The sequence below is a fragment of the Streptomyces sp. NBC_01261 genome, from assembly GCF_036226385.1.
Taxonomy (GTDB): domain Bacteria; phylum Actinomycetota; class Actinomycetes; order Streptomycetales; family Streptomycetaceae; genus Streptomyces.
In genome coordinates, this window is the sequence record NZ_CP108463.1 from 7019239 (window position 1) to 7031664 (window position 12426).

The 12426-nt window shown below is 70.0% G+C and carries 11 protein-coding genes; 7 read left to right on the forward strand and 4 right to left on the reverse strand.

Annotation, left to right across the window (positions count from 1 at the left end; all coding sequences use genetic code 11):
• Positions 1-222: 222 nt before the first annotated feature.
• From OG226_RS31290 to OG226_RS31320, 7 genes are all read left to right on the forward strand, one after another.
• Positions 223-1521, forward strand: coding sequence for an ABC transporter substrate-binding protein (locus OG226_RS31290; protein ID WP_328683103.1), 1299 nt, complete (start codon positions 223-225; stop codon positions 1519-1521).
• Positions 1518-2498, forward strand: coding sequence for a carbohydrate ABC transporter permease (locus tag OG226_RS31295; RefSeq protein ID WP_327403791.1), 981 nt, complete (start codon positions 1518-1520; stop codon positions 2496-2498). Before OG226_RS31290 ends, OG226_RS31295 begins: the two co-directional genes overlap by 4 nt.
• Positions 2495-3388, forward strand: coding sequence for a carbohydrate ABC transporter permease (locus OG226_RS31300; protein WP_329350762.1), 894 nt, complete (start codon positions 2495-2497; stop codon positions 3386-3388). The genes OG226_RS31295 and OG226_RS31300 overlap by 4 nt, the downstream gene beginning before the upstream one ends.
• A gap of 194 nt (positions 3389-3582) precedes the next feature.
• Positions 3583-4512, forward strand: coding sequence for an ABC transporter ATP-binding protein (locus OG226_RS31305; protein WP_328683105.1), 930 nt, complete (start codon positions 3583-3585; stop codon positions 4510-4512).
• Positions 4512-5336, forward strand: a complete 825-nt coding sequence (locus tag OG226_RS31310) for an ABC transporter permease (RefSeq protein WP_328683106.1) — start codon at positions 4512-4514, stop codon at positions 5334-5336. Before OG226_RS31305 ends, OG226_RS31310 begins: the two co-directional genes overlap by 1 nt.
• A gap of 25 nt (positions 5337-5361) precedes the next feature.
• Positions 5362-6765, forward strand: a complete 1404-nt coding sequence (locus OG226_RS31315) for a sensor histidine kinase (RefSeq protein WP_329350763.1) — start codon at positions 5362-5364, stop codon at positions 6763-6765.
• On the forward strand, positions 6762-7427 hold the full coding sequence (locus OG226_RS31320) for a response regulator transcription factor (protein ID WP_329350764.1): 666 nt from the start codon (positions 6762-6764) through the stop codon (positions 7425-7427). The genes OG226_RS31315 and OG226_RS31320 overlap by 4 nt, the downstream gene beginning before the upstream one ends.
• A 17-nt stretch (positions 7428-7444) precedes the next feature.
• Here OG226_RS31320 and OG226_RS31325 read toward each other — a convergent pair whose 3' ends face one another.
• The 4 genes from OG226_RS31325 to OG226_RS31335 all read right to left on the reverse strand — a co-directional run bounded on the left by OG226_RS31325 (position 7445) and on the right by OG226_RS31335 (position 12313).
• Positions 7445-8791 (reverse strand): sialidase family protein, encoded by a 1347-nt coding sequence (locus OG226_RS31325; RefSeq protein WP_329350765.1) that lies wholly within the window; start codon positions 8789-8791, stop codon positions 7445-7447.
• A 512-nt stretch (positions 8792-9303) separates the two neighbouring features.
• On the reverse strand, positions 9304-9492 hold the full coding sequence (locus OG226_RS51665; RefSeq protein ID WP_443044813.1) for a hypothetical protein: 189 nt from the start codon (positions 9490-9492) through the stop codon (positions 9304-9306).
• 223 nt (positions 9493-9715) lie between these two features.
• On the reverse strand, positions 9716-11140 hold the full coding sequence (locus tag OG226_RS31330; RefSeq protein WP_329350766.1) for a GH1 family beta-glucosidase: 1425 nt from the start codon (positions 11138-11140) through the stop codon (positions 9716-9718).
• Between the two features lie 105 nt (positions 11141-11245).
• Positions 11246-12313, reverse strand: a complete 1068-nt coding sequence (locus OG226_RS31335; protein ID WP_328683112.1) for a LacI family DNA-binding transcriptional regulator — start codon at positions 12311-12313, stop codon at positions 11246-11248.
• Between the last annotated feature and the right edge of the window lie 113 nt (positions 12314-12426).

The window sequence follows — 12426 nt, forward strand, 5'->3', positions numbered from 1 at the left end:
GGCCTCCCCGGAGCGGACGTGTGGCCACTCGGCCGCACGTTCGCTCCTTTTGCTCGCGAGTGTCGATTACGTTTCGACAAATGAAGGCGGCGGGTGTTGACGCATGACCAGACATAGGACTGTTATTACGCCACCGTGTTTGGTCGCGTTGGTTTCTGGTCGGTTACGAAGACCTTGGGCCGTGGCGCATTCCGGCCGAACCCTGTCCGTCAGGAGCCGTTCATGCCCGACTTCTCCCTCCCCGCCGCCAGTCGCCGCTCCGTCCTGCGCGGTATAGGCGGCGCTGCCGTGCTCGGCGCCGGCATACCCCTGCTGAGCGCCTGTGGCGGCAGTGGCAGCTCGTCCGACCCGAAGACCGTCACCGTCGGCTCCAACGCGTCCGACGCGGTGCCGAAGAAGGCGTTCGCGAGCGTCTACGCGGACTTCAAGAAGACATCCGGCATCACCGTCAAGGTCAACACGAAGGACCACAACACCTTCCAGGAGCAGATCAACTCCTACCTCCAGGGCACGCCGGACGACGTGTTCAACTGGTTCGCCGGGTACCGCATGCAGTTCTTCGCGGCCAAGAAGCTCGCCACGTCCATCGACGACGTCTGGGCGAAGATCGGTGACAACTTCCCCGACGCGATGAAGCAGCTCAGCAAGGGCGAGGACGGCAAGTACTACTTCGTGCCGATGACCACGTACCCGTGGGCGATCTTCTACCGCAAGAGCGTCTTCGCGGCGAAGGGCTACACCGTCCCCACCACCTGGGACGAACTGGTCGCCCTCTGCAAGAAGATGAAGAGCGACGGTCTGGTCCCGATCGCCTTCGGCGACAAGGACGCCTGGCCGGCGATGGGCACCTTCGACCAGATCAACTTCCGCCTCAACGGCTACGACTTCCACAAGTCCCTGATGGCGGGCAAGGAGGCGTGGACCGACCCGAAGGTCAAGGCGGTCTTCGACCACTGGGCCGAGCTTCTCCCGTACCACCAGGACGGCTTCATGGGCCGCACCTGGCAGGACGCCGCGCAGGGCGTGGTGTCGAAGAAGTCCGGCATGTACCTCCTGGGCACCTTCGTGGCCCAGCAGTTCACCGTCAAGGCCGACCTCGACGACCTCGACTTCTTCGCCTTCCCGGAGATCAACTCCGCGTACGGCCAGGACACCGTCGAGGCACCCACCGACGGCTACATGGTCAGCAAGTCCCCGAAGAACCACGACGGTGTCGTCAAGCTCCTGGAGTACCTGGGCAGCCCGGCGGCCGAGCAGCTGTACCTCAAGACCGACCCGAGCGTGGTGGCCGCCTCCAGCAAGGCCGACACCTCCGCGTACTCGCCGCTGCAGAAGAAGGCGTTCGACATGATCGGCGCCGCCAAGAGCCTCACCCAGTTCATGGACCGCGACTCCCGTCCGGACTTCACCTCGACGGTGATGCAGCCCGGACTGCAGAAGTTCCTCCAGAACCCCAAGGGCGTCGACAGTCTGCTGACCTCGATCGAGCGCCAGAAGAAGACGATCTTCGCCTCCTCATGATCTCCGAGACGACTACGACGAGCCCGGAGGCGGACGCCGTTCCGCCTCCGGGCCCCGCGCCTGAGAAGAAGCGGGTCCCGCGGGGCGCCAAGCGCCTGCTGACCCGCCGTGACCGCATCACGCTCGCCTTCATGGCGGGCGTGCCGACGGTCCTGCACGTGGCCCTTGTCTGGGTCACCGCCCTCGCCTCGATCCTCCTGGCCTTCACCAGCTGGGACGGCATTGGCTTCGGCTCGATCAAGTGGGTCGGCCTGGCCAACTTCAAGGAGCTGTTCAACGACAACCCGCAGTTCTGGCCCGCACTTGAGCACAACGTCATCTGGTTCGTCGTGCTCATCCTGCTGCCGACCCCCTTCGGCCTGTTCCTGGCCGTGCAGCTGGACAAGAAGATCCGGTTCAGCCGCGTCTACCAGACCGCGTTCTTCCTGCCGGTCGTGATGTCGCTGGCGGTCACCGGCTTCGTCTGGCAGCTCATCTACAACCCCGACACCGGCCTGATCAACAGCCTCATCGGGGCCAACAAGCCCGGCCACTACATCGACTGGATCGGCGATCCGAAGCTCAACCTGTGGGCCGTCCTGATCGCCGCGTCCTGGCGGCACGCGGGCTACATGATGATCCTGTACCTGGCCGGCCTGAAGGGCGTGGACCCGTCGCTGAAGGAAGCCTCGGCCCTGGACGGGGCGAACGAGTGGCAGACGTTCAAGAACGTCATCTTCCCGACGCTGCGGCCCACCAACACGGTCGTCCTGGTCGTCACCATCATCGAGTCGCTGCGCGCCTTCGACCTGGTCTACGTCTTCAACAAGGGCGCCCAGGGCACCGAGTTGCTGTCGATCCTGATCACCAACAACATCATCGGCGAGTCCAGCCGGATCGGTTACGGGTCGGCGATCGCCGTCGTCCTGCTGGTCATCTCCCTCGTGGTCATCATTCCGTACCTGATCGCGACCTTCCGGAAGGAGCGGCGCGCATGACCACCCCCACCGCCGCGCTCGGCGTGAAGCGGCGCACCCCGCTGCGCCCGGCCCGGGTCCTGCTGCACGTGTTCCTCGTCGTCACCTCGCTGGCCTGGCTCGCCCCGCTGCTGTGGGCGGTCTACGCGGCCCTGCGCCCGTACTCGGAGACCAGCAACAAGGGGTACGTCTCCTGGCCGGACACGCTGAACCTCGACAACTTCAAGAACGCGTTCGAGCAGTCCGACATGACGCACTACTTCGTCAACACCCTGATCATCGCGGTCCCGGCCGTGCTGCTCACGCTGCTGCTGGCGTCGATGGTCGCGTTCTACGTCAGCCGCTTCGACTTCCGCCTCAACATCTTCCTGCTGCTGGTCTTCACGGCCGGCAACCTGCTGCCCCAGCAGGTCATCATCACCCCGCTGTACCGCATGTACCTGTTGATCGACCTGCCCGGCATCACGATGAGCGGCAAGCTCTACGACTCCGCGCTCGGCCTGGTCCTCATCCACGTGGCGTTCCAATCGGGCTTCTGCGCCTTCGTGTTGAGCAACTACATGCGGATGCTGCCGCACGAGCTGACCGAGGCGGCGCTGGTCGACGGGGCATCGGTGTGGCGGATGTACTGGCAGATCGTGCTGCCGCTGTGCAAGCCGGCGATGGCGGCCCTGGCCACCCTGCTCTCCATCTGGATCTACAACGACTTCTTCTGGGCGATCGTGCTGATCTCGACCGGCGAGAACATGCCGATCACCTCCGCCCTGAACAACCTCTCCGGCCAGTACTTCACCGACCCCAACCTGGTCGCCGCCGGCGCCCTGCTCACCGCGATCCCCACGCTGATCGTGTACTTCGCACTCCAGCGCCAGTTCGTCAGCGGCCTCACCCTGGGCGCCAACAAGGGCTGACCCGCCGGCTGTCGAGCCCTTCGGAAGCGAGGCACCGCGTACGACCATCCCTTCACCCCGCTCACTGGTACCCCGGTACCAGTGACCAGCGGGGTTTGTCACCCGCGGGCCCACGGTGCCTTGTGCGGCCGCTCCTAGCCTCGAAGCAGTGACCCGGCGGGATGCCGGGCAAGGCGGAAGCGGGGAGTGGCGCTGTGATCGAGGTTCGTGGGCTGACGAAGCGGTACGGGGACAGGACGGCGGTGGACGACCTGAGTTTCACCGCCCCGCCCGGACAGGTCACCGGGTTCCTGGGGCCCAACGGGGCGGGCAAGTCCACCACCATGCGGATGATCGTGGGCCTGGACAGGCCGACCAGCGGCACGGCCCTGGTCAACGGCAAGCGCTACGCCCAACACCGGGCTCCCTTGCAGGAGTTGGGGGTGCTGCTGGAGGCGAAGGCCGTGCATCCGGGCCGCTCCGCGTTCCACCACCTGATGGCGTTGGCGTACACCCATGGCGTGCCGAAGCGTCGGGTGGAGGAGGTCATCGACCTGGCCGGTCTGCACGACGTGGCGCACAAGAGGGTCGGGGCGTTCTCGCTGGGGATGGGCCAGCGGCTGGGCATCGCCGCCGCGCTGCTGGGTGATCCCGCGATCGTGGTGCTGGACGAGCCGGTCAACGGACTCGACCCCGAAGGCGTGCGCTGGGTAAGGGAGTTGCTGCGCGGACTGGCCGCCGAGGGCCGCACGGTGATGCTGTCCTCGCACCTGATGAGCGAGATGGCGCAGACCGCCGACCGTCTGGTGGTCGTCGGGCGGGGTCGACTGCTGGCCGAGACGACCGTCGACGCGCTGGTCGAGCGGAGCGAGGGCAGCGGAGAGAAGGGAGTGCGGGTGGCCACCGGCGAGCCCGCGCGGCTGCGCTCCCTGCTGGCCGCACCGGGCGTCACCGTCACCTCGACGGGCGCCGAGCGGCTCGTGGTCTCCGGTCTGGACACGCGCCGGATCGGGCAGGTGGCCGCCGAGCATCAGGTGCCGCTGTACGAACTGGTCACCGAGTCGCTGTCGTTGGAGGAGGCGTTCATGCATCTGACGCAGGACGCGGTGGAGTACCACAGCAGCGAAGCGGGGAGGGCCGCCTGATGAGCGCGAGCACCATCACCGCCACCACGCCGGTGGGTCCGGAGTACCGGGTGACCGGCCGACGGGTGGTCCGCTCCGAATGGTCCAAGTTCTGGTCGCTGCGCTCCAGTTGGATCACGCTGGGGGTGGCCGTGCTGTTCCTGGTGATGATCGGGGTGATCGCCGCCGCTCTCTACAGCCCGAGCGGCCCCCTGGGCGGCAAGGACGCGGCATCCGGTGCCGCGCTGACCCTGGCCCTGGCCGGCACCAACCTCGCGGCACTGGCCGTCGGCGCGCTCGGCGTCCTGCTGTCGGCCGGTGAGTACAGCACGGGGATGGTCCGCTCGACGTTCGCCGCCGTGCCCGGCCGACTGCCCGTGCTGTGGGCGAAGTGCGCGGTCTACGGCCCGATCGCCTTCGTCACGTCCACCGTAGGCGCCCTGGTCTCGTTCCTGCTCGGAAGCGCCGCCCTGCACGGCGAGAAGATCGCCCTGTCCCTGGGGGACGCCGGGGTCTTCCGGTGCCTGGTGGGCGCGGGCCTGTATCTGGGCCTGGTCGGCGTGTACGGCGTGACGGTCGGCCTGATCGTGCGCAACAACGCCGGGGGCATCGCGATCCTGGCCGGTGCGGTGCTCGTACTGCCCGGCCTGACCGGACTGCTGCCCAGTTCCCTGGGCGACACCGTCAGCCGCTACCTGCCCAGCAACGCCGGCCAGTCGGTGATGACCCTGCACGAGTCCAGTGACTCCCTGGTCGGCCCCGGAGCGGGTCTGGCGGCGCTGCTGGTGTGGGCCGTGCTGCTGCTGGCCGGTGCCGCCCATCGGCTGCGCCGCAGTGACGTCTGAGGCCGCGTCCGCGAGGATGGAGCCGATGGATCACACAAGGTCGGGTCACTCGGGCCGGGTGGGGACGGCTTCCCCCTCGGCCGGGTCTGCCCGGGCAGGGGCGGCCTCGCCCTCGACCGAGCCGTCCCTCGGGCCGGAAGGCGTCCGCCCGGGGCCCGAGGCCGTCTGGGCGCACCCCGTCATACGGACGCTGCTGCGGGTGCTGACCCGTCTGCGGACGGCCGACCGGCGGCGTCCATGGCTCCTCGACACCACCGTGGTCGTCCTGGTCGCCGCTGCCGCGCCGCCGGACCTGCTCGTGCACAGCCCCGGTCACCCCGTGTCGCGCCCGGTGGGAGCCGGCCTGCCCGTCGGCGTGGTGCTGGCCATCGCCGCCGTGCTGGTCGTACCGCTGTGGTGGCGGCGCCGCGCTCCCGTCGCGGTCTACGGTGTCTGCCTCCTGGTGTGTCCGGTCATGTGGTCGCTGGGCCTGGGGCCCGCAGGGGCCGCCGTTCTGCTGATCGCCCTGTTCGACCTCGCGCTGCACGCTTCGCCCCGGGCGATCTGCTGGGCGCTGCCGGTGACCGTGGCGGGGTGGGTGCTGATCGTGGTCGGCGTCATCCCGGCGGCCGACCCGGTGACCTTCCTGATCCTGTCCGTCGGCACCGGCGTAGGGGCCGTGGCTCTGGGTCTGACCTTCCGGATCAGCCGGCTGTATCTGTCGGCGCTGCGGGAACGGGCGGCGCGGCTGGAGACCGAGCGCGATCAGCGCGTCCGGTTGACGGCCGCGGCGGAGCGCTCGCGGATCGCCCGGGAGATGCACGACATCGTGGGTCACAACCTGTCGGTCATGGTGAACCTCGCCGATGGCGCCGCGGTGCTCGTCGCGCGTGACCCCGGCCGGACCGAGCAGGCGGTGCGGCTGATCGGTGACACCGGCCGGCAGGCGATGGACGAACTCCGGCGCGTGCTGGGGGTGTTGAGCGAGCCCCGGGAACGGGAGCACACCTCGCGGTCCCCGCAGCCGGGTGTCCGGGACCTGGACACCCTGCTCGACCGGGTGCGCGCGGCCGGGCTGCCGGTGGCCTACCGCACCGTCGGCCCGGTCGACGCGCTGGGCCGAGGCGTGCAGCTCACGGTGTTCCGGGTGGTGCAGGAAGCCCTGACCAACACCCTCAAGCACGTCGGCCCCGGTGCCACGGCCGACGTGTCGATCGCGGTCGAGGACAGCGGGCTCCGCGTCCGGGTCACCGATGCCGGTTCACCGTCGCGGGAACGGTCCACGGCTTCCCGGGGAGACACCGGACACGGCCTGGTGGGTATCCGCCAACGGGCCGCGCTGTACGACGGCACCGCCACCATCGGGCCGCGGGACGACGGCCGCGGCTGGGTCGTGGAAGTCCTGATGAACCCGTCCGCCTCGGCCACCTCCGGAGAGCCCGCGCCATGACCACCGTACTGATCGCCGATGACCAGCCACTGCCCCGCATGGGCTTCCGGATGCTGCTGGACGGCACCCCCGGTACGACCGTCGTCGGTGAGGCCGACAACGGGGCGCAGGCCGTCCGTATGGTGGCCGACCTGCGCCCCGACGTGGTCCTGATGGACGTACGGATGCCCGGTGTCGACGGCATCGAGGCGACCCGGCGGATCGTGGCGGCGGGCGGCCGTACCCGCGTGCTCATCCTGACCACCTTCGACCTCGACGAGTACGCCTACGCGGGTCTGCGCGCCGGGGCCAGTGGCTTCCTGCTCAAGGACGTCCGGCCGACGGAACTCCTCGCCGGGATCCAGGCGGTCGCGACCGGCGACGCCGTCGTGTCACCCCGGCTGACCCGCCGCCTGCTCGACGCGCACGCCCACGACGTCCTGGCGCCCGAGGCCGAGCCCCGGGCGGACCCGCGTCTCACGGCGCTCAGCGAACGCGAGCACGAGGTGCTCGTGGCCGTCGGCACGGGCTGGACCAATGTCGAGATCGCCGAACGCCTCGTGCTCACCGAGTCCACCGTGAAGAAGCACGTCGGCCGGGTCATGGCCAAGATCGGTGCCCGCGACCGTATCCAGGCGGTGATCATCGCCTACGACGCGGGACTGGTCGCGCCCCGGTCCTGAGGGTGTGGGTGAGCGGGTTATCGGTGGGTGCGCTTCCTGTACAGCTTCAGCGGTACCCGGCTGATGACGGAGTCGAGGGAGGAGTTGTCGCGCCCGTCGGCCCACGTGACGTACGCGTACCCGCCGGCGAGGGTGATCCCCGACCAGCGGTCACCGGGAGGACCCGTCTCCCCGACCGGCTCGGTCACATGGTTGACCCGCACCGGTGCGCTGAACGAGCGTCCGTGGTCGAAGGAGACGGCCGAGAACGCGTCGCCCGTGGTGGTCCGCCACATGACCCCGAGATCACCGTTGGCGCCGAAGTCGATCGCCGGACGTACCGCGCCCGGAGTGGAGATCGTCGCCGGCCCGGTCCAGGTCCTGCCGGCGTCCGGGGTGACGTAGACGTCGAGGGTGTTGGAGTCCCGGGGCACCATGACGGCGAACCGGCCGCGGTGGGCGGTGTCGGCGGCAACCCACGGGACGGGGTCGGCAGCCGCACCCAGGGCCGGAACCGGCACCAGGGACCCGGTGCCCGCTGGAACGGGGGTTCCCGTGCCGTCGTTCACCGTCGTGTTGGTCCACGTCCTGCCGTCGTCACGGCTGACGTGGAAGTTCACGGGCTCGCCCGCCTCCTGGGAGGCGGACACGAGAATCCCGCCGTATACGGCGATCTCGCGACCCGGGTAGCCGCACACGAGCGGGATGCCCGGCGCCACCTCGATGCACGGCTGCGGGCCCGGGATCACCCGCGAGTCGCTACTGAAGGTCTTGCCGCCGTCGGCGCTGACGGAGACCGCGCTCGGGTACTCCCACGCCGCTCCCGCGACCGCGTAGACCTTGCCGGTCGCGACGTCCACCCGCATCTTCGGGGCACCGCCGAGGAGCAGCGGGGTGGACACCGGGTCGGTCCAACTCCGGCCACCGTCCGTCGACTTGGCGACCTGGTTGTGGTTCACCAGGTTCGCGGCCAGCCCTGAACCGACCTGGTTGTTGTCCACGTACACGGTGCCCTTCGCGTCGAACTGCACGCTCGGCTCACCGCACTTGGGCGCCGCGTCGCCCAACGGCCACGCCACCCGGGTCCAGGTGTCGCCCTTGTCGTTCGAGTAGGCGAGGAAACACCCGCCGTCGACCGGCTCCAGACCCGGCGACGGCGGGAAGATCGTCGATACGAAAACGAGGTTCTTCGGATTCCTGGGGTTGACGGCGACCGTGGGCTGGCCTTCCTTGGTGGCCGGCATGTTGGTGACGTCGACCTCGTGAACGGCCGCTGGACCCGCGCCGTTCGGCGCGGCCACGGCGGCGGACGATTCACAGAGCAGGAACAGCGCGGAGAGTGCCGCCGCACTCAACTTCGCGGACGGACTTCTGAACAGCACCATAGGGATCCCCAAGGCTCATGGATCGGGTCCGGCCGGTGACGGTCACCGGTGGTGCCGGATTCCCGCACCAGGCTAGGAACGCCCACGGCCGTGTCCGTGGGACCGCCGGACACAATCGGCTCGGCCGAGTGGGACCGCGGTACCACTGGCCAACTGGGTTGAGAACCAAGGGTGGTTGAGGATCGGGGTGGTTGAGTCCCGCTGACCGCTCCTCGCTCAGAAGCCCCCGGGCCCACCGAACCCGCCGGGGTGGTGGTACGGCGTGCCCGTGCCGGGCCGCGTGGACGCGGTGTACGTCTGCCCGCCCACCGTGACCTGCCCACCGGCCCCCTGCGCGGGCAACTCGGGCCCGGGGTCGAGTCCCAGGGCGCCACGGGCGGTTCGGATGTGATGCGGCCCCTAGACGGCGGTCTGCGCCACCAGCCCGTACCGCATCGGCGTCGTAGGACTGCTGCGCCGCCCCGGGCCCGGCACCGAATCCGAACCGCGAACTCCCTTTCCCCGCCTGCCTCTTACTGAAGGCGACGGTCCCGCCGACGATCAGGGCCAGCAGCGCCGACACGATGAAAAACATGAGGTCGCTGGACGGGGTCTGAGGGGTGGCTGTGAGTGGCGGCGGGGTTCTCGCCCCTTCGGCCCTGCAGCCTGGATACCTCCATCAGGCGCAACAGTTGCCTGCGCATGACCGCAGGGCCGCCCACGCGCGTGCGGAGCGCGGATGACGGCGCGGTACGTGACGGGTGAGGCGCCGGTCAGCACGCGTTGGCGGGCGGCCCGCGCGGACGCGGGTGCCTTCGACCTGTTGCTGGACTAGGAGAACTACCGTCGCCCGGCGGGAGCTTGAGCCGCCCCTCGCCACAACCCCGCCGGGGCGCGGCACGCCCCCATGACGCGCCGCGCCCCGTCCCCGGAGTCCCCCGTCGCTCAGGCTTCGCCCACCGCCGGTAGCACGCCCGTCCGCGCCGCCTCCCCGTACCACCGCGCGCTCGACTTCGGCGTGCGCGCCAGTGTCGCGTAGTCCACGTACACCGCCCCGAACCGCTTCCCGTAGCCGTACGCCCACTCGAAGTTGTCCATCAGGGACCACAGGTAGTAGCCGCGTACGTCCGCGCCGTCCGTGATCGCCCGGCGTACGGCCGACAGGTGGCCGTGGAGGTAGGCGATCCGCTCGCGGTCGTGGACGTTGCCCTCGGGGTCGGGCTTGTCGTCGTAGGCCGCGCCGTTCTCCGTGACGTACAGCGGCAGGCCCGGCGCCTCCCTCGTGTAGCGCATGATCAGGTCGTGGAGGCCCGTCGGGTCGATCGTCCAGCCCATCTCCGTGCGCTCGCCGGGAGTCTGGAGGAACGCCACGTCGTCCGCGCCCGGCCAGGGGGAGTACGCGCTCAGGCCGTGCCCGTCGGCCCGCGGACCTGCCGGGGCCGCCTCCGTCGCCTCCACCATTGCCGGTGTGTAGTAGTTCAACCCCAGTGCGTCCAGCGGCTGGTGAATGAGCGTCAGATCGCCGTCCCGGACGTACGACCAGTCCGTGACCGACCTCGTCGCCTCGAAGAGGGACTGCGGATACGTCCCGTGCAGCATCGGCCCGTGGAACACCCCGTTGGCCAGGTCGTCGATCTTCCGGGTCGCCGCCATGTCCGCCGGGGACAGTGAAGCGGGCCTGACCACCGCGGAGTTGAGGCTCACCGCGATCGAGTTGTGGGCCGGCATCGCGGACCGCAGTGCCGAAGTGGCCAGCCCGTGCGCCAGGTTGAGGTGATGGGCGGCCCGAAGCGACGCGCCCGCGTCCGTACGGCCCGGCGCGTGCACCCCCGAGCCGTAGCCCAGGAACGCGCTGCACCAGGGCTCGTTGAGCGTGGTCCACTGCTCCACGCGGTCGCCCAGCGCCTCGCCAACGATCTGCGCGTACTCGGCGAACCGGTACGCCGTGTCGCGCTCCGGCCAGCCGCCCGCGTCCTCCAACTCCTGCGGCAGATCCCAGTGGTAGAGGGTCAGCGCCGGTTTGATGCCGTGCGCGAGCAGCTCGTCGACCAGACGGCGGTAGAAGTCCAGGCCCACCTGGACCGCCGGACCCCGGCCGGTCGGCTGCACCCGCGGCCACGAGACCGAGAAGCGGTACGCCGTCAGGCCCAGGTCCGCCATCAGCGCCACGTCGTCGCGGTAGCGGTGGAAGTGGTCGACAGCGACGTCGGCGTGATCACCGCCCGCCGTACGGCCCGGCGTATGACTGAAGGTGTCCCAGATCGAGGGCGTACGGCCGCCCTCCCGCACCGCCCCCTCGATCTGGTAGGCGGAGGTCGCGGCTCCCCACAGGAAGGCGGGAGGGAAGGGCGGGGTCGTCAGGTCGGGCATGGAATCGCTCCCATGGGTCGAGTGGCGCCCATTATGCATGGGAGCGCTCCCATGAGCAAAGGGGTTGCCCGCCCTATGTGTGCGCACGGTCGCCGCGGACACCGCTCAGGCCGACTCCCGCACCACCAGCCGCGTCGGCAGGACCACTTGGCGGTGATCGCCGCCGACCTCATGGCGGTGAGCGCCCCCGCGTCGGGCGATCTCGTCCAGCAGGAGGCTCGCCATGGTGCGGCCCATCTCCTCCAGCGGCTGGCGGACGCTGGTCAGCGGGGGATCGATGTGCCGGGCCACGATCGAGTCGTCGAAGCCGACGACGGCGACGTCGTCCGGCACCCGTCGGCCGGACGCGCGTAGTTCCAGCACGGCACCCGACGCCATCACGTCGGACGCGGCGAAGACGGCGTCGAGGCCGGGGCGTCTGCGCAGCAGCTCCCGCATGGCCGCGCGTCCGCCCTCCTCGCGGAAGTCGCCGTACGCGATCAGGTTCTCGTCGACGGTGAGGCCCGCGTCCTCCAACGCCTCGCGGTAGCCGTCGAGTCGGGCCTGGGCGGCGTCCATGTCCAGGGGGCCGGTGATGGTGGCGATGGTCCGGCGGCCCTTGGCCAGCAGGTGCTCGACCGCGATCCTGGCGCCGCCGTTGTTGTCCGCGCGGACGTGCCCCAGCGGCTCCCCGTGGCCGCGCCGGCCGGCGAGCACGGTCGGCACGGCGAGTTCGTGCAGCCGGTCGGGCAGCGTGTCGCCGCTGTGGACCGCGAGGATCAGCACGCCGTCCACCCGGTGCGCCGACAGGTAGGTGGCCAGCCGCGCGTACTCCTTCTCGTCCGGTGTCAGTACCAGCAGCAACTGCATCTGCGCGATGGCGAGTTGGGCCGACACACCGCGGATGATCCCCGAGAAGTAGGGCTCGGAGAAGAGCCGGTCCTCGCCCTCGGGGACGACCACGGCGACCGAGTCGGTACGGCGGGTGGCCAGGGAGCGGGCGGCGGGGTTGGGGACGTAGCCGAGTTCCTCGATCGCCCGCTCCACCGCCGCGCGGGCGTGGGCGCTCACCTTGGGGGAGCCGTTGATGACCCGGGAGACCGTGCCGCGGCCGACGCCGGCGAGCGTGGCCACGGCGTTGAGCGTCGGGCGCCGGACGTCAGCGCGCCGGGGCGGCTGCTCGGCAGGGCTCATCGTTCACCTTCCGGCGATCAGTGGGGACTTGCCTCATTCTTGCCCAGAAAATCGGGCGACGGCCCGGACGGACGGCCCGGGCGCCGGGCTCGCGCGGCAGACCCTTGGATCAC